Consider the following 19383-nt stretch of genomic DNA (forward strand, 5'->3'; position numbering starts at 1 on the left):
GATTACAGACGTGTATCCCAATAGCCGCAAAACGGGTCAATTGGATTTACGCCTGTAAAGGAGGAACGCCCCAGCAGCTTCTCGATGAGCGCATCCACCACGTAATCGCTTGGCGAATACGCGTTAATAAACGTAGGCACGCGAGGCACATCCAACAGATGATACGGATTCGCCACCGAAATGAATACAGTCGGCAGCTCGGGGATGAACCACGGCATGTCAGACCCGAATGGTGGCGCCCAGTTAATTCGTACAACCGTTTGGTTGCTGTGTGTCTCCAGACTTGAGAAGTAGACCGCCGCATCGTAGTGATCCGTCAACGCCTTCACACCGCTGAACATGGCGCTAAGGTCGATGTTTTTCTTATCGTATAGTTTCACTTCGAAGCCTTCAGCTTCCAGCTTCGAGATGAAGTATGGCGCAACATCCGTTCCGCCGAATAAGCCTTCCTCGCCTCCAAGTGTGAAAAGCAGCAGTCGTTTATGACGCTCTGGGCTGATCGGCAGCAGCTGCTGCGTGTCCTTTACCAGGGTAACCGACTGGTCGGCGCATTCTTGCGCCCAACGAACATGCTCCTCGCAGCGGAGTACAGACAAAGCCTCTTTGCCTGGTACGAGAGTTCCTTCCTGTTTCTTCCGATGAAGTCCCAGCGCGGCTTTGACACCGAGGATCCGCGTGACCGCTTCATCCACCCGAGCTTCCGTCAGGATGCCGTTCTCGATCCCTTTCATCATATAAGCAAAGTCTTCTTCCAGACTTTTGTTAAAGAGGAACATATCGCACCCCGCTGCAATGGAGGTCGGAACCGCGAGCTCCCGTTTCATAGCCATCGTGAACCCTGCCATCGGCGTAGCATCCGTCGTGATCAACCCATTGAAACCGAGCTTCTCGCGCAGCAAACCGTTCAGAAGCTCCGGTGCCAACGTCGCAGGCATAATCTCCGTATCTTCGATCCCCGGACGCAAATGTCTGGAATAGGCGGGATGAGCGATGTGCCCCACCATGACCGTGTGCGCTCCCGCTTCAATACAATCCTGATACACCTTGCCAAAGGTAGCGTCCCACTCTTCGATTGAAAGTGAGTTGATCGATGTCAATAAATGCTGATCCCGCTCGTCCACGCCATCGCCTGGGAAATGCTTAATGGATACGGCCATCCCATGCTCCTGAATCGCTTCCGTATACGCCTTGCTCATGCGGGCTACCCGCTCCGGATCCGAACCAAATGTTCTTACATTGGTAATCGGATTACGGAAGTTATAGTCAATATCAAGAATTGGGGCGAACGCCCAGTTGCAGCCAACGGCACCGCCTTCTCGAGCGGCGATGGTTCCCAGTTTGCGCGCCATCTCCGTATTATCCGTCGCAGCGACCTGCAGCTGTTTCCCGAAGAAAGTGCCGTCCACAGCCGAGCCGTTGCCTCCTGCTTCCAAATTGGCGGCAATCAGCAGAGGAATATCCGATGTTTCCTGCAAATAGCGGTGCGTTTCTTGCACCTTGTCTCCGGGTCCGGGGCGGTACATGATGCCCCCGATCTTGACGCCTTTGGTCAATTGCGCAAGATGCTCTTTCTCATCGGTGAACCCGATAGGGCAGAACAACTGCCCTACTTTGGTCACCAAATCCATAGATGCCAACGTGTCCGCGACCCATTGAATCCCTTCTTCGTTCAGATGAAACGGCTTTGCTTTCAAATCAATCATGTCTGATTCCTCTCTCTCCCGGAAGTATCTATCTATTGTTCAGATGGTTCAGTAAATCGTCCAATCCCTGTTCCGTCAAAGCGCCTTGGCTAAAAGCGACAAGCGCGCGGAGCGGCATATTTTGCATCATGGCCATCATTAATTCCGAACCATCCTGCATCATTGCCATCATCCCTCCGAATTGACTCATCATGGATTGAATGATCGCTGCGCCCTTTGGATCTCCATTCAGATCGCCTATTGTCGAGTTACGCGTGTAAGTCTTGGCAAGCGCAACCGTGGATTCCACAGCAACACGCTCTGTGAGTACGATACCTTGGGAGGAATGTCCGATGAGAATATCGAATTCACCCGTTTCTACATGCCAATCCTTCAGCTCGACGTTATAATAGGCAAAAGCTCTTTGATCCAGCGTGAACGTCACTGTCTTCGTTTCACCAGGTAAAAGCGCTACCTTCGTGAAACCTTTCAGCTCCTTCTCAGGCCGTACGACACTGCTGACCACATCTTTAACATACAACTGCACGACTTCTTTACCTTGCATCGCGCCGGTATTCGTAACCTTCACGCTAACTTGCAGCGTGTCGGTATCTTTCATGCTGTGCGTGCTTACCGAAAGATCGGAGTACGCGAATGTTGTATAGCTGAGACCGTATCCAAATGGGAAAAGCGGAGCAATCCGCTTGGCGTCATAGTAACGGTACCCTACGAACAATCCTTCCTTGTACTCAACAAGGTCCCCCTCGCCGGGGAAGTTCAGGAAGGACGGGTTGTGCTCAAGCTGCTGCGGGAACGTCTCCGCCAGCTTGCCGGACGGACTGACATTGCCGAACAGCAGGTCGGCAATGGCGCCACCGAGGGCTTGCCCGCCGAGGTAGCCCTCCAGCACTGCCTTGACGCGGCCGAGCCAAGGCATTTCAATCGCGGAGCCGTTGCTCAGCACGACCACGATGTTCGGTTGAACGTCCGCGACAGCCTCAATGAGGCGGACGTGGCTCTCCGGAATCCGCAGATGATTCCGGTCATAGCCCTCGGATTCGTTGCGCTCCGGCAATCCAACGAACACAATCGCTGTGTCAGCTTGCGAAGCAGCTTCCACAGCCTGTGCGACGAGCTCCACATCCGGCTCATCGCTGTCAGAGGCGTAGCCCTGCGCATAGGATAGCAGCGCAGATGATCCTGCTTCCCTCATGATACTATCGTAAATATCATCCAACTGGGTAGGTTTGATATGCGAGCTTCCGCCACCTTGATACCTCGGATTACGGGCAAAGTCGCCGATCACCGCATAGGAGCCTTCGCGTTTCAGAGGCAGCAGGCTGCTCTCATTTTTGAGCAGCACCATACTTTCTCTGGCAGCAACACGGGCTAATTGGTGATGCGCCTCCGGATCAAAGGAAGCATCCACCTTACGATTCTCTACCGCTTTGAAGATAATGGCCAACAGGCGGCCAACCGCACGATCCAACGCTTCTTCCGACAATGCCCCGCTGCGCACGGCCTCGATGATTTTCTGATCGCCGACGCCGTTACTTGTCGGCATTTCCAATTCCAAACCTGCAGCTAGCCCATTAACGCGCTCATTGACTGCGCCCCAGTCGGAAACGACGAAGCCCTCATGACCCCACTCTTCTTTTAAAATATCTGTAAGCAGATACGCATTTTCTGAGGCGTACTCCCCATTCACCTGATTGTAAGCACTCATAACGGTCCAAGGCTTCGCCTTCTTCACCGCGCCTTCGAAGCTTGCCAAATAGATTTCTCTCAGTGTTCGCTCATCCACAATGGCGTCTACAGACATACGCCGGTGCTCTTGATTGTTCGCGGCAAAATGCTTGAGCGATGTGCCTACGCCTTGGCTTTGTACGCCGTTAATATGACCTGCGGCCATCTCGGAGGACAAATACGGATCCTCGGAGAAATATTCAAAATTGCGGCCGCATAATGGCGAGCGCTTAATGTTGGCCCCAGGCCCCAGCAAAATTGCGACATCTTCAGCCTGACACTCTTCCGCAATCGCTGCGCCAACCTGATGGATCAGCTCCGTGTCCCAGGAGCAGGCCATTCCGGCTCCTGAAGGGAAACATGTGGAAGGCACGCTGTCGAAAATGCCCAAATGATCGCTGCCGGCTCTTTGTTTGCGCAGGCCATGCGGACCATCCGTCATCATAATGGACGGGATTCCAAGCCGTTCAACGGCTTTCGTCCGCCAGAAGTCCAGTCCGGAGCACATGCCCGCTTTTTCCTCCAAGGTCATTTGTTCAATAAGCTGTTGTATGTGTGTTTTCATGTCGGTTTCTCTCCTTTTCGTCTAAGAAAGCTAGTGATTGATTGCGGCGTTCCTCCAACTCCTTCAACATAACTGGTTGAATCTTGTCTAGACGGTAGAACAGCAACAGTAAAATCATGATGACTTGCCCGATAATCGGCGCCCATAAATAGTTAAACGAGATTGCTGCTAATGCGGAGTCCGACTGCGCCGTACTGTTAGCTACATAGCCGCCTAACGATAATATCCAGCCTCCGAGCGCACCGCCAAGTCCCATTCCGACTTTAACCCCGAAGCTTGAAGCTGAATACAACAGGCCTTGCGCCCGCACGCCGGATTTCCATTCACCATAATCGACCGTATCCGCCATCATTGCAAAGATAAGACCAGCACCTGCGCCCATGCCAAGCCCGCTAATAAGCAGTCCCGTCAAAAGCATAGGCACAGAAAGCGCGTTCCCCCCGATAATGGCGACAATATAACCAAGGATGGAAACAACGGATCCAATAATAATCGTGTTCCTTTTCCCAATTTTTTTCACTGCCATTGGAGCGAACACCATCGTAACAATCATCAGAAGCTGCATCGAATTCACAATCGGAATGAGCTCCGGCTTTTTCAGATAGTAAGTCATATAATAAATGCTCGTCTGACCTTGAATCGACGTTGTGATCCATAGAAACAAGCCAAGCAGCAGCATGATCAGCCAAGGTGTATTTCCTTTGAGCGCCTTGACCCCTTCACGCATTGGGAGCGGCTTCTCATCGATCGCTTTAACGCGTTCTTTAGTGTTAACAAACATGTTCAAAAACAGAAGCATGGCGATGACCGCGAACAAAACCATGGTCACAATAAATCCTTTTGCTTGATTGCCTCCGCCAAAAGCATTCACAAGCGGCATCGTTCCGGCGCTTACTGTGATAACCCCAAATATGGCGAAAACCATCCGAACCGTGTTGACCACCGTACGTTCATTGGAATCACTAGTCAGACTCGGCAGGATCGCCGACAAGGGCAAGTTAATGCCGGAGTACATAATACCGAGCACAGTGTACGTAATGTATGCGTATACAAGTTTACCCGTATCGCCAAAATCCGGCGTTAAAAACATGAGTACGGCTGTAATGCCGAATGGAATGGCAAGCCAGAGGAAATACGGTCTGCATTTACCCCACTTGGATTGGGTGCGGTCAATCATGACGCCAATGAATGGCTCGACAATCGCGTCAATGACACGCGCAACAAGGAATAGTGTAGCTACAGCCCCAGGGTTCAAACCAAAGACATCCGTATAGAAGTACATCAGATAAAGCGTTGTCATTTGGAAAATCAGATTAGATGCTGTATCGCCCAGACCGTAGCTAATACGCTCTCTCCATGGCACTTGATTTTGATTCATGTTAGCATCTCCTCTGCTCTTATTGTTAGCGCTTTCTAGGATTCATTATAACTTTACGGCTCCTATTAAACTGTCCGTATTTTAACGGAAATAGGGGGCATTTTTATCTTTTTGCAGAACAGATGCGTTCGTTTGATGGTCTGAATAGATATCTACCTTAAACAACTTGCAGAACAACAGCATGCAGGTGATTGTAATAAATGCCCCAGTCAGTACGTCTGTTGCAAAATGATCGCCCATAATAACGCGGCTCGTCGATGTGCAAAGTCCCCAAGCCACTGCAATGACTAGCATAATGTTGCGCCACTTGCTCGCGAAAGGCATAAAAAGCATCCATACCATCATCGTCCAGCCATTGGCGGAATGCCCCGAAGGAAACGATTTATGCGCTTCAGCAGTGACCCCGTTCTCCTGAATGCCTTGCGGAAGGAACCAGCTGGTAAACTGAGAATAGTCGCCCTCCATATTGCGGAAACGCATTCTGCCCCAGAAAATCTTAAGGACGTTCACTACCATAATCTCCGCAAAAACGATAACAATACCAGCCCATGCAGCCCTGTTATATGTGCTTAGCGTTTCAACAGGCACTTGCATCAGTAACCACTGAGCAAGTGCCGCAAGCAGTACAGCCACAGCTAAACAGATGAGCATTACGCCGCTCCCAGCCAGCTCATATCCTCGGTTGAGAGCAATAAATACGATGCTAAATCCACTTAACAGGATGAATAAACCGGAAATCAGACGAATTAGGATCTTTTTAACCAAGCGTGCATCCCTAACCGTACTAAAAAGAATACTTCCCGCCGCAAATAACACAAGGAAAGCCGGGTGCTCCCCGTACACTTCAAAAAACCAACCAAACCGCGAATGCTCCTCGTTGTAGAGTGCTTTGGATACATTCAAATCAGCAAAAGTAAATATAGCCATTAATGCAACCCATAGCATAAAAAATCCCCATATAAATCGCTTTGTCCCTCTGGTCGCCATCTTGGTTGCTCCTTTCCAAATAAATATCACCCCAATAGAAAACGCTTTCATTTCAAATTATAAAGGTCCCTTCATCCACTCGGATAGGCGAATATTAACGAAAATTAGGGTGTATTTTAACCTTGAGCCTTCCGTCCACAACATCGACGGAAGGCTGGGCCGCAGCCCTGCTAACTCTTTTATGAAAATATACGTTTGATGTCTTTGGCGATTTCATGGACGCAATCTTCCGCCTGCGGATACAATCCTGTCTTATCCAGAAATGCATGATCCATGCCGTTATACTGAATCAGCTTCGTTGCGACGCCCGAGCGAGTAAGCTTACGAGCGTACGCTTCACACTCCAGCCTTAGGTAGTCATATTCTGCCGTCACAATCAGCGTTTCCGGCATGCCGCTTAAATCTTCTGCCAATAATGGAGCGAAATAAGGATCTGATGGCTCCGCGTTATTTTGCAAATATAGATTCACAATTAAATTACTCATTCCGGCTATTCCTTCAACCCCTGCCATAATGAGCTCCCGGTGATTGCGAATATCGTATTCGTCCAGGCTCCATTTGAAATCCTCCGTTTCGCCTGCCCCCATGTTAACGGTCGGATAAATAAGCGCCTGATACTTAATCATGTTCGTTCCTTTGTCACGATCCATCAAGGCGCAAACCGTAGCCAAGTTACCGCCAGCACTGTCGCCAGCCACTGTGATTTGCTGAGGATCCGCACCGATTTCGTCGGCATGCTCGTAAACCCATTGAACCGCTTCGAAGCAATCATTTAGTCCGGCAGGAAACGCATGCTCTGGCGCTAGTCGGTAATCGACCGAGACGACGACAGCTCCCGCTTTTTCAGCCAAAGCTTTACAAGGATTTTCGACGACATCTACGGTTCCGCCAATAAAGCCGCCGCCATGAAAGAACACGACTACAGGTAATCGTCCTTCGCCCGCGGGGCTATAAATACGTATGGGGATCGAACTATTTGTTCCTTTAATTTCTTTGTAAACGGTATCAATTTGTGTTCGGGTAATGTCTTCATTCTTCCATCCGAACATAGCTCTAATCGTTTTCACAAAAGTTGGTATATCGGAAGGGTCGAAACTCGGCCTTTCTGCAGACGCCATAGCCAGAGCTTGCTGCAGCTGGACATGATGTACCCGCGGGTCTAACTGCCCCAAGGCATCCGAGTCAGGAATAGGTTTGACCACATAATCGTAATCGTTCTGCTTGGTGACTACCGCCTTTTCTTCTAGCAATGAAACTAATTTTCCATATTGTTCTTTGTTGTCCATGTGTAACATCTCCCTCTGCTCGTTTAGTGAATCTTGATTGGATAAATGCCTTTATGTATGTATAATAATAGGCAATTGGCGACTTCAACAATGCAATTGTTCCTGTATACGGAACGTGAAAAGTTATAATAATATCGGAGAGGGAGGATCAATTCGTGCCGAATACAAATCCGCAACTGCTTTCTTCTGTTAAAAATGCCTTAAGCCTTTTAAAATTGTTTACCGTAAAAACGCCTGAAAAAAGACTGACCGAGTTAGCCAAGGAGTTAGGGCTGGGCAAAAGCACAACCAGTCGACTGCTATCTACCTTACTGAGTGAGGGATTTGTCTACCAGGACCCTATCACTCATACATACAGACTCGGCCAACGAATCGTATCCCTGTACCAAGTTATGGTGACCACCTATATGGATTTAGCGGAAGCGGCTATTCCCATCATCGAACGTCTTGCTCGTGAAACTTCCGAAGTTCTCAGAGTGGCTGTATTAGAAGAAAACGAGGTCGTGTATATTTTTCAATCAGAAGGTCAAAGAAAAGAAGATATAGCAGCTTACATAGGGGAAAGAAATCCTGTCCATTGCACAAGCTCCGGCAAAATGCTTTTGGCCTATCAAGATGAACTCGCACTGAATAAATTATTGAACCGTCCTCTTACCGCCTACACATCAAAAACCATTACCGACCCGATGGAGTTGAAAGAGCAGCTTAAGCGTATTCGAAAACAAGATTATTGCGTCACTTTCGGGGAAATCATCGAAAATTGGGTATCCATTTCCTCGCCCCTTCGGGACTCGACCGGTCAAGTCATATCTGCACTTACTTTAATTGCTCCGATGCATCGTATGGACGAGAACCGAATCGTCTCCTACACGAATAAAGTCGTGAAAACAGCGAAAGAAATATCGCGTCAGTTCGGCTTTATAAAAGAAGAAGCAAAAAAAGGATAGTGAGCTGCTTAGACAGCCTGACTATCCTTTTTTTGTATACCCATATCTCGTGTTGATGTTCATAAGTAGCACTCTGCTGCAAACAGCCAGCATGACATTACATTTGGAATACTACCGTTGGATTTGTTGTTATGTTATTTACAATTTCTCTATACGTTCCCCCATAAGTCATGCCGAAGGTATAAGAACCAGGCAATAGCTCCTTGCTGACCTCTCCACCGATTGTTTGGCCAAATGTCAGCCAGCCTCCCGCATAGTATTTCACGCTGCCACTGTCCATCAGATTTCCTTGGCTGTCTTTCAGTTGTACTTTGACCTTAACTGTCTGGAAAATGACCACTGGATCAGTTCCTATATTCTGTACTTTCTCCTTATACGCACCCGCATTTGTCATACCGAAGGTATAAGAACCAGGCAATAGCTCCTTGCTGATCTCTCCACCGATTGTTTGGCCGAACGTCAACCAGCCTCCCGCATAGTATTTCACACTGCCACTGTCCATCAGATTTCCTAGACTGTCTTTCAGTTGTACTTTGACCTTAACTGTCTGGAAAATGACCACTGGATCAGTTCCTATATTCTGTACTTTCTCCCTATACGCACCCTCGTTTGTCATTCCGAAAGTATAAGAACCAGGCAACAGCTCTTTGCTGATCTCTCCACCGGTTGTTTGGCCGAACGTCAACCAGCCTCCCGCATAGTATTTCACGCTGCCACTGTCCATTAGATTTCCTAGGCTGTCCTTCAGCTGAACCTTGGCCTTTACCGTCTGGAATTCAACCACCGCATCAGTTCCGGTATTTTGCAGCTTCTCTTTATATGTTCCCTCATACGTAATGCCGAAGGTGTAGCTTTTGTCTGCTATGGATTTACTTACCCTACCACTAGCATCCGTCACACCAAAATCCTTCCATCCTCCGTCGTAGTATTTCACTACTCCGCCGCTGAGCGGATTGCCATTACTGTCTTTTAACTCAATCTTTACCGCGGTTGTAGCAATCGAAAAACTAAGATTATGTGCCGACTCAACATTCCCCGCTTGATCCGTTGACTTATAGATCAAAGTATATTGACCTTTTTTATCCAACGTAAGAGGGGATGTATATGGCTGAAATGTACTCCCATTATCCAGACTGTATGCAGTATTCTTCACACCTGACTGGTCATCCACTGCACTTAGACTGAATGTAACCGGCCCAGCGTAAGCACCGTTAGGTCCGTCTGGTTGTGCCGGGTTCACACTGGCTGATGTACTCGGGGCTATTTTGTCAATGTTGTTCACCGTATAGCTGGTAACATTGGACGCATGGCCTGCCGCATCTGTTCCTCTAGCAAAGATCATGCCATTTTCGGAAACGACTACTGGCATTGTGTATGCTGTCCATGTACCGTTAGTGCCCACTTTGTATTCTTTCACCGCTGCATCAGTCGGGTAGCTAATCGTTACGGTAACATCGGTGTTAGTCGGTGCTGTGATATCTGCAGAAAGGATCGCCTCTGCTGGCGGTTGCGCAACTTGATTTGTGTTGTATGTCAGCGGGATCCTAAATGAAGCACCGCCTGCTATATCATAGATAAATCCTTTACTGAAATCATTCGAATCTTTATAGGATCGGACAAGCGTAATGTCCCCTATATCGAGCTTCAAGCGGGTTCCTTCCATGACGGATACATCCTTAATGTGGTAAGACGCATAGCGGACACCGTCATTTTGAATGGTGATGCTCTTACCAATCAAATCGGCAGGGGTGCTGAAAAGCCCAGAAGTATCGATAATAATCTCGTTATGCTGTGACAAATCCTTCGTAAAGTCCACAACTGTTCCGGTAACGGCTCCAACCCGATCCTGCCCGACTTCATTGTTCTTTCCGATATAAGAGCCGTCGTGCAAATAGGTGCTCGCACTTCCATCCTCCTGCACCGAATATACGCCGAAGAAGCCTTTAAACTCCAAAGAGTATGCGGTATCAGGCAGTTCAACCGTGTAAGCTTTGCTTGAATCCAAGCTGCTAACCAAATAATCGGTTCTGCCGTTTTTCAATTTTACGCTTACTGCCCGAACCCCGCTGTCATCCACGGTCTGTCCGTTCAGCTTAACGATCAATGGCGTGATGGAGCTAATAAAGCGTTCTCCCTTATACGGCTCAATGATCGAAGTAAATAGACTATCCATGTTAGTGCCGCTGCGGTGAGCGACCAAGTACCGGAGATCTTTCGGATTGCCAATCTTATTCTGCGGAGGTACTCCGTCGGCCAACGCTACGTCATTAACACTGCCTAGCATCGTCAACCTTAGGTGAACGTCTGTTGCTGCCCCGCTGCCTTGACCGTACATATTCCAAGTATCTTTCACATGCCAGTCGATACTGAATTTGTCCGCCGGAGACCCATCACGTTCCACGTTTTTCAAATAGTGAAACCCGCTGCCCATATAGCCGACCCCTGCGATATCATCGACTCTTTGCCCGTAAGGCACATCCGCTCCCGCATACGTCCCCGTTGCTTGCGGAACCAAGTTCAACCCTTCCGTCGCAACCGTTCCTTCTGCTCCATGGAAGCTAAAATAATGATCATTACCTCCCTTTACCCGAAACAGATCCACCGTATAGGAGTTCTTATCATCTGCCTTGATCATGGCCGTAGTTCGCTTATACAACGTCGTCTGCGGATATACCTTAGGCGCTTCCACATCAATGAGCTTCACCAAGTCCGTATCGTCAAAATGCTTAGCATCCGCAGCCCATAAATTCGTGTTCTGTTTTCGCTTATCCACGACTACCGTGTTATGGCTGATCGTATTGACGACCCACTGCGCTCGATGCATATCGACGCTGTCAGCAAATTCGGGGTAGCCCAAATCTGGCGACAAATCGAGACCAAACGCGTGAAATCCTACGTTTAACGTGTCCGCGTGACCGTGACTTACGTTGCGGCCATAGAACATCCATTCATCCCGAAGTGTGTTCTTCGCATTCAACTGGGCATCCCGCTGAGCTCGCGCCTGCGCATTTAGCAGATTCAATACGCGAACGTCCAGATTGAAACCGTTGGATGACGGATACTTCCCGGTGCCCTCGAAGGAAATGGTATGCAGTCCTTGCGTAAGGCTCATCTGGTTGATGATCTCATATTCATTCGTATCCGTTCCATAAAAATCCAGCTCTTTAACGGATTGCCCATCGATGGAAATACGATAAATGCCGTTAAACTGAGCTTTTACGGGGAGTAAATCCAACTCATAATCATCCGTAGCTGGAACTATAAATTCGAATGTTGCCGTTTCTCCGCTTTGGGCTGCCGCAAGCTGTATGGAACTAGTAGCCTCAACAAACTTCGTCGGTACACTTTGTGCGGACACGTTCATGCCGCCAAAGCCAATCCTCGTTCCATAATCAACTTTCGGGTTATCACCATCCCGCAGCGCGGCAAATCCATATCCGCTCGCATTTACACTTTCCAAATTCAGTGGACCTTTTACGTTAATAACCTCTTGAATTTGATTTGCGATCACACTAGGGCTGGAGGAAAATACGTCCTTATGAATCCCGTCGGTCGTATTATTGTTCAGAAAATAAGCCAACTGCGCATAAATCGGATCACCGAATTTTTCAAATGCTTTGACGGAATCCGTCATTCGCTCAATGATAAATGGATTTCCGGTTCGGCCCGTATCCCCGATGTTTGCTGTAAATTTTTCGCTCAAAATGAGCGTACTCATGGCGGAAAACATTTTTCTAAACTTCACGTTGTTATACAGATCGGCTTGCGGGTATAGATCATAGCCCTCTAAGATATCGGCCGTCAACCGATGATTAACCAGCCACAAAGCATTGTAACCTGGCGCGCTTTCATTTCCGTTTCCATCTCGGTCGACGTCCGAAACAAGTGAATTAAGAATATTTCCACCTGTCAAGCGAGTCGGATTGGCAAGGACTCCTCCAGTCTGAAAAATGAAATCCAGCCACTCTTTCGTTTCAGGCATCGTATCGTAGACAACTGCAGCCATCGCCAGAGCACTTTGATGCATGCCGTCATTGCCGAGTATTTGCGTCTTTTTTATTGCCGGAAATACTTGCTTAATCATACCGTCTTCGATATTCCGACGAATGTTTGCTCCGGAATTTTTCGTATTTACAAATCGAAATTGCGTCGACTTCGCACTCAGAAATTGAATGGTTTCCGGGTCATCAAGTGCCGGGAATAAAGCATCGTAGGCACTAATAAACGACTTTACTAATTCGGTTTCCCAAATGCCGCCTAATACTTTGCCATTGCCAACAGATTTGCCCGAAGAATTTAGAAACACCGCTCTATCAAACTTGCTTATATCCATTTCCGGATAAACATCCGCCACCCGATCTAGCAATATCGAACCGGCACGGCCATACTTGATGTCCCCCGTGTATAAATAAGCATCGCGGAATGCATTCAGCGAACGCTGAATCAGAGAATCTCCCCCGTACCATGACCAATGGACATAGTAGGCGATGAATGTATACCGTTTTCCTTGTTCATCTACCCAGCCATAGCCGTCGTCGACTCCCCAGGTGGGTCCCTTTTCGGGGTAGAGCGTGTTTACGAGCAGACTCCGATCCGCGAGCTCCGGAAGGAATATGCCATGCTCATCCAAACCGCTACGGTAATAGGCTCCAAAGTCGTTCGTCGGAAACTTGTACCCGCTTGAGGGATCCACAATTTCCCATGGGTCGTTCAATGGATCCATACGATAAGGATAATTCCCGTATTTATCGATTTCCTTGCCGGTTATCGGACTTCCCAACGACTGATTAACGGCATAACTGCGAGGAAGCTTTTGACTGGGAACCGCGTTCCACAAAAAGTCCAATCCATTAGCCAAAAATTTATCCGCGTTTGAAACCGCCGCATCCTTCAAGCTCTTTGCCCATTGCAGCTGCTGTATATTTTGCCGGGCGGCCGTGACCTTCTCCTGGTTGTACAGTGTCGTCCTCGTTTTGCTATTCATCAATTCACCTGACCTAATGAATGTCGCCTTATCGAAATAGACAGTTCCTCCCGCTGGCGACGAGGTGCCTAATCGTAGACTGATATAGGCGGTCTGGTCCGGAAAAATGCTCTTAAGCGTAATTGGCATCCAACCGTTGCTAGATGAACCCGTCTGGGACACCGATGAAAGGAAGACCTTGTCAACATCCCATAATTCGACCTTCAGCTCAGCTGTCCCGGAGCTCGTGAAAGCAAACACATTTGCCGTATACTCAACGCCGGGTGAAACGGGAATGAGATGGCTGCGCAGTCCTGCCGACTGATCCACGGCATTGGTTATTTTGATGCTGCGGACTCCGTCATATGCCCTCTCGCCAGATACCTCCGCAAAGCCATCGACCCCACGCCAATCACTTGGCTTGCCATTATCCAACAGCTCGAATCGGCCGTTATTCAAATTGGGACTTGGATCCGGAGTGGCTTCCCCGAATTTGGCATCGTCAAAATAAGTCGTACCGATGTTAGAGGCCCCCAGATACAATCTTATTGTGGCGTAAGCTGCTCCAGCAGGCGCAGCACCAACAGCACGGATCGGCTTCCATTCATTCTGAGTAGTGCTAGCCGCAATCACGTTCGTTAAATTTGTATTGGCGGCATCCCAAAACTCCAGAAAAATGGTAGAAGCGCCGGATTCGTCATAAGCAAATACTTCCGCTTCATATTTTACCCCTACTGAAACTGGCATTTTCTGACTTCGGACTCCAATGCCAGCGGTTGCGCTCGTATCCACTATTTTTACACTGCGATCTCCCGAACGCTTCCGCTCCATGGAGGACGCAATATTACCGCCGAAGATAGAATCCCAATAGCGAGGCATTCCATCAATCGTACTCTCCATTCCGCCGTTCCTCAGTGGCGTGCTCGGATCCTTCACCAACTCCCGAAAATCCGCGTCATCAAAATAGGACGTACCGATGTTCCCTAGTCCTGAATAGACTCTCAGGCTTGCGAAAACAGCTCCTGTCGGCGCGGTTTGAGTGATTCCAAGCTGCTTCCACTGATTTAACGTATTATTAGTGGCAGTTGGAAAAAGGATGAGCGTGTTACTCGCATCCCAAAACTCCAAATATAGGGACGAGCTGCCCTGTGCATTGTAAGAATATACGGAAGCCTCATAATCTTTGCCAGGTGTAACCGAGATCTTCTGACTGCGCAGACCAACAGATGCTGTACTGCTATTATCCGTTAACTGCACGCTGTAAACAGCGCTGTGTACGGTGTACGTTGAAGATGTCACCGTCCCGCTCATAACGGACCAGTTAAGTGGCTTTCCACCGGAAACCTGCTCGAATCCACTGTTTGGAAGAATCGGCAGCGTGTCCGCTTTTGCTTTACCGGGGAATACCGTAAATACCGAAAATGCCATTAAAAAAGATAGGAAAACAGATATAAACTGCGAACCTCTAATTCGACTCATTAATAATCCTTCCTTTCCAATCAAATTTGGTCAACCACCCATAAATAAAGCGTTTTCATTTCGTGCTATCCTAAATTATAAAGTCCAGAGTAGCCTTGAAGATATACATGCAATTCAACAAAGTGTCTACAAATTCCAAAAATAAAAAGGGGTTATTTACCAGGTCTGAGAAGACCTTGAAAACAACCCTTTTTTTTCAGGTATTAAGGCTATTCAAACGCCAAAAGGGCAGGTCAATTGTTCATTCGACCTGCCCTTCCATTATCCAATTTCCTGATCAACTAACTGTTCCAAACCTGTTTCTGCAGAACGGTATACAGCCTCCAGTGCAGCTATGACGCCTCGCGCATACTCTGGAGAGCAGCTAGTTTCCGAATGGTCCCGTATGGCCGTGAGCAGGTCGGAATATTGCAATTCGAATGGAGCAGCTGTGATTGGTGTTTCAAGCTTCTCATACGGACCACCCCGACTTATCCATAAGCTTTCACCGGTTACTAGCTTCAGCATACCACCCGTAAACATAATCTCCGTTTCATTGCGCGATGCCCCTAAGTAACCCGATTGAACAATTGTCGCAGGAATTCCTGAAGTAAGTTCCAGATAAATCATACCGCTGCCTTCTACATTGCCCCTGCTTCCATGATAACTCACAGATGACCTTAATTTACGCACCGTACGATCTGTCAGCCACTGAATTTTATCGATAGAGTGCGTACCCAAATTGGCCAGAATACCACCGCCTGATTTCTCTTTTTCAAGAAACCACTGCGGTCGCGAGTCTTGGAAGTAATTCGTATGTCTGACATCATGAATCATGACAAGTTTTCCTAATTCTTCACTTTGAATGATCCTTTTGGCCTGTATATTTTCAGCAATATAGTGCTGAGTATGTCCGACCAAAATGCGAATATCCGCTTTACGTCCAGCTTGGATTATCTCATCGCATTCCGATACGGATAAAGCCATAGGTTTCTCCAGCATCAAATGACATCCATGTTCCGCAGCAAACACGGCTGTCTCTTTATGCAAATAGTGAGGCAATGCGATGACCACTACGTCCGGTCTTTCCTGTTTGATCATTTCCCGGTAATCGTTATAAGCTATTATTTCATAGAGCTGGGCGATTTCATTTGCTTTATCGAGATTGATATCAACAACCGCGCAAGCTGCAAATCCTGTCGTTGCTTGAATAGCATCCAAATGTGCTTTGGCTATAATACCCGCACCAAGTACCGCTACTCTTAACTCTGCTTTTTGCATGGCAGTTTCATCCTTTCCCGATTCTACAGATATACCTCTAAACCGGATTCACGACTTTCATTGGCGGCTTCCAAGAACCGCATGATCTGCAGCGTCTCTTCCATGTCGATATCAAGTGTTCCTGTTACAAACATGCTCATAATTTTCTCCATTAAGCTGGCATAATACGGTTTCGGATGTCGATACACATCGATATACTGCGTTTTGGTTTCCCTATGCAGCAGTGCGCCAAATTCTGAGTTGCCTTTGCGATTACCGCGAATCGTACCAATTATACCATTTTCCCAGACGCCGGTAATGAGATCATGCTCATCATTTGTAACAGCAGAAACCTTCACACAACCTTTACCCAGCGCTTTAAAAAGCATCTCAGCCGTATGCACGCCATACCAGAATAACCCCGGCTGTGTAGGCTGCATGGCTAGCGGACCATAACAATCCATGCCGATAATGCTGCCGCTTTCCGATTCCAGTAACGCCTCCGTCATTGCTTCGGCATAACGGAGCGAAGAACAGCTCATCATCGGTATGTCATGCAGCTGGGCTAGTTCCACAATTGACTTCGCATCGGACGAAGAAAGAGCCATTGGCTTATCGATGAAAATCGGTTTGCGATACGCAGCGATGCGACGAAACAGCTCGAGATGAACCCGCCCATCGACCGACACCATCAGAATAGCATCGCAAGCATCAGCCACTTCCTCCGGCGAATCAACAATTTTCACACCATACTTGTCGCGAACTTGCGCCGTAAACCCTTCCACTCGCGAATAACTCATCTCGAAATCGGCTGAACCTCCTGGAAAAGCAACCGTCACTTCCCCACCAGGCACATGATAAGCATGGTTCTTATCGTTTAGCAATTGCGTAAAAACGGGAGCATGCGATGAATCGAGACCTATAATACCAATTCGAATCGTTTTCCCGGACATCATCTGTAAATCCTCCCATTCACAATCAATCTGCTAACCATTCGGATAAATGCCTCTTAACAAATTCATCGTCGTTCAAATTCGGATAATCCCGATAGACACGGTCAATTTCCTCCATTTGTCCGTTAGACAGCTCTTCTTCGGGATTCAAACACCAACGCCCCTCCAGAAGACCTTGTCTCCTAAGCACCTCATGAATCCCAGCTATACAGCCTGCAAACCCATTCGCTGTATCAAAAAATGCCGCATTGGAGTCCGTAACTTCTATATTGCGAGTCAACCAGTTGGAATTTAGACTTTCATCGTTTCGTACAAGTTTAATGGCATCCAAGAGTTCAACAGCCTTTTGCGTCCAAACAGACCAATGACCCAACAAACCGCCAACTATTTTTTTCTCAACCTTGTTTCCATTAACGACAAAATGGTAAGTGGTCAGCAGATCATTCACAATATTATCGTCATTGCCTGTATACAAAGCGATTTCATCTCTCCGTTCGGAATTACATACGGCACGCACGACATCGATCGTTTGATAACGATTAAACGGTGCCATTTTGATACCAGCCACGCCAGAGATGTTCGCAAACTCTTTCCAGAAATCGTAGCTTAATACTCTTCCACCGACAGAAGGCTGTAGATAAAAGCCGAATACTGGAATGATCTCTGCAATTTTGGCAATTCGCTTCAGTAAGTCCTTCTCTGAGAAGCTTTGAAGTCCTCCCATGCTGACTAAACCGAGATCATATCCGAGACCCGCTGCTGTTTCCGCTTCGTAAACGGCTTGCTCTGTTGGGCCGCAGATACCGGCTATTTGAAGGAAGGGCTTGGTTAGCTTGGCATTCTTGACTTCTTCGGATGCTAATCTAAGCACCTTTTCGAACAGATTATGCTCCTTGTCCCTGATCTCAAACTGTGTCGTATGCACAGCAACTGCAATGCCGCCCGCACCCGAAGACATGTAATAACGTGTCAGAGCTCTTTGTCTGCGTTCATCCATCTCTCTTGCAGCGTTTAAAGCCAGCGGATGTGCGGGAATAACCAATCCCTCATGCAGCGCCTTGTTTTTTTCCGTGCTTAGTGGTTTTAAAAGGCTCATTTTTAATATTTCCCCTCCCTCTCTTGAAAATGGGTTGGTTTATTCCAAGTATGACCATCGGCTAAACACCACTCCGCAGTCCATTCAATCATTTGCTGCAGGGAAACCTGAGGATAACCGAACAGCTGGTGAGCTTTTGCTGAATTGCTCAATAAAGCAGTTGGTGATTCTTCTCCAACAAAGATAGGTTCCACACCAAATCTTTGGCCAAACATATTTGCTGCCCAACGCATCGATAAAGTTTCAGGACCGGATACATTTAAGAATGTAGGCGGGGAACTGGCAATATTCAAGGAACGAATAGCCATTTCATTCGCATCCCCCTGCCAAATACAGTTCACATTTCCCATGGTGATGTTGATAGATTTTCCTGCTTTAACCGATTTAGCTATTTCCAAAAGCACGCCATAGCGCAAATCCACCGCATAATTAAGTCTGAAAATGGTCAATGGCGTATTATACTTACGGGAGAAATGCTCAAAAATCCGCTCACGTCCTAAACAAGATTGGCCATATTCTCCGATCGGCCCTGTCGCCGTATCTTCAGTAGCTCCTCCATGAGCAACCGGTGTGAATGGGTACACATTCCCAGTGGAAAAAGCGACAATACGAGAGTTTTTATATTTTTCCGCAACACGTCCTGGGAGGTAAGCATTCATTGCCCATGTAAAATGTTCATTCCCCATCGTGCCAAATTTATTTCCCGCCATATAAATAACGTTCTTCACATCAGGCAGCTGCTGAAGCTGTTGATCGTTCAATAAATCAACGGAGATCGTTTCAACACCGTCTGCTTCCAGCTCCTGTTTTAACCCTTCGGAAGAGAACCGCGAAGCGCCAATCACCTTTTTATTTACACCGGCTTCTTTAATAGCGTTCATTGCTAACCTAGCCAAACTAGGTCCCATCTTACCGCCAATACCAAGTAACAGAATATCCCCATCGAGTGCTGCAATATCATTGATTAAAGCGGACGAAGGCTGAGCTAGCTTTGTTTCTAATTCTTGGATTGTTTTCATGTCGTTCTCCTCTCGATTTTCAAGTCTACATCCCTATTTTAAT

The 19383-nt window shown here is 47.7% G+C and carries 11 protein-coding genes; 1 reads left to right on the forward strand and 10 read right to left on the reverse strand.

What is annotated here, in order from left to right; genetic code table 11:
• Nucleotides 1–2 precede the first annotated feature (2 nt).
• The 5 genes from GC098_RS21325 to GC098_RS21345 form a co-directional block, all read right to left on the reverse strand.
• The gene (locus GC098_RS21325) at nt 3–1703 is read right to left on the reverse strand and encodes a glycoside hydrolase family 3 protein (protein ID WP_171645247.1); all 1701 of its coding nucleotides are present in this window, start codon (nt 1701–1703) and stop codon (nt 3–5) included.
• A gap of 28 nt (nt 1704–1731) precedes the next feature.
• Nucleotides 1732–3993: a glycoside hydrolase family 3 C-terminal domain-containing protein gene (locus GC098_RS21330; protein ID WP_171645248.1), complete on the reverse strand. Its 2262-nt coding sequence runs from the start codon at nt 3991–3993 to the stop codon at nt 1732–1734.
• Complete coding sequence (locus GC098_RS21335) at nt 3965–5371, reverse strand: MFS transporter (protein ID WP_171645249.1); 1407 nt, start codon at nt 5369–5371, stop codon at nt 3965–3967. The genes GC098_RS21330 and GC098_RS21335 overlap by 29 nt, the downstream gene beginning before the upstream one ends.
• 81 nt (nt 5372–5452) lie before the next feature.
• Nucleotides 5453–6409 (reverse strand): phosphatase PAP2 family protein, encoded by a 957-nt coding sequence (locus GC098_RS21340; protein WP_216625363.1) that lies wholly within the window; start codon nt 6407–6409, stop codon nt 5453–5455.
• 128 nt (nt 6410–6537) lie between these two features.
• The gene (locus GC098_RS21345) at nt 6538–7644 is read right to left on the reverse strand and encodes an alpha/beta hydrolase (protein ID WP_171645251.1); all 1107 of its coding nucleotides are present in this window, start codon (nt 7642–7644) and stop codon (nt 6538–6540) included.
• Between the two features lie 155 nt (nt 7645–7799).
• Between GC098_RS21345 and GC098_RS21350 the strand changes: the two genes are divergently transcribed.
• The gene (locus GC098_RS21350; protein WP_171645252.1) at nt 7800–8591 is read left to right on the forward strand and encodes an IclR family transcriptional regulator; all 792 of its coding nucleotides are present in this window, start codon (nt 7800–7802) and stop codon (nt 8589–8591) included.
• A gap of 97 nt (nt 8592–8688) precedes the next feature.
• On the opposite strand, the gene GC098_RS21355 is transcribed toward GC098_RS21350, so the two are convergent.
• The 5 genes from GC098_RS21355 to GC098_RS21375 form a co-directional block, all read right to left on the reverse strand.
• The gene (locus GC098_RS21355) at nt 8689–15033 is read right to left on the reverse strand and encodes an OmpL47-type beta-barrel domain-containing protein (protein ID WP_171645253.1); all 6345 of its coding nucleotides are present in this window, start codon (nt 15031–15033) and stop codon (nt 8689–8691) included.
• 261 nt (nt 15034–15294) lie between these two features.
• Nucleotides 15295–16293 carry a Gfo/Idh/MocA family protein gene (locus tag GC098_RS21360; protein WP_171645254.1) on the reverse strand — a complete coding sequence of 333 codons (999 nt, stop codon included), beginning with the start codon at nt 16291–16293 and terminating at the stop codon, nt 15295–15297.
• Nucleotides 16294–16316: 23 nt separating this feature from the next.
• Entirely contained in the window at nt 16317–17228 is a 912-nt protein-coding gene (locus GC098_RS21365; protein ID WP_312880258.1) for a Gfo/Idh/MocA family protein, read from the reverse strand.
• A gap of 22 nt (nt 17229–17250) precedes the next feature.
• Nucleotides 17251–18321 carry a dihydrodipicolinate synthase family protein gene (locus tag GC098_RS21370; RefSeq protein WP_171645255.1) on the reverse strand — a complete coding sequence of 357 codons (1071 nt, stop codon included), beginning with the start codon at nt 18319–18321 and terminating at the stop codon, nt 17251–17253.
• Between the two features lie 2 nt (nt 18322–18323).
• A complete protein-coding gene (locus GC098_RS21375; RefSeq protein WP_171645256.1) occupies nt 18324–19340 on the reverse strand; it encodes an NAD-dependent epimerase/dehydratase family protein in 1017 nt (338 codons plus the stop codon).
• Between the last annotated feature and the right edge of the window lie 43 nt (nt 19341–19383).

It is taken from the genome of Paenibacillus phytorum (assembly GCF_013141715.1).
GTDB classification, from domain to species: Bacteria; Bacillota; Bacilli; order Paenibacillales; family NBRC-103111; genus Paenibacillus_E; species Paenibacillus_E phytorum.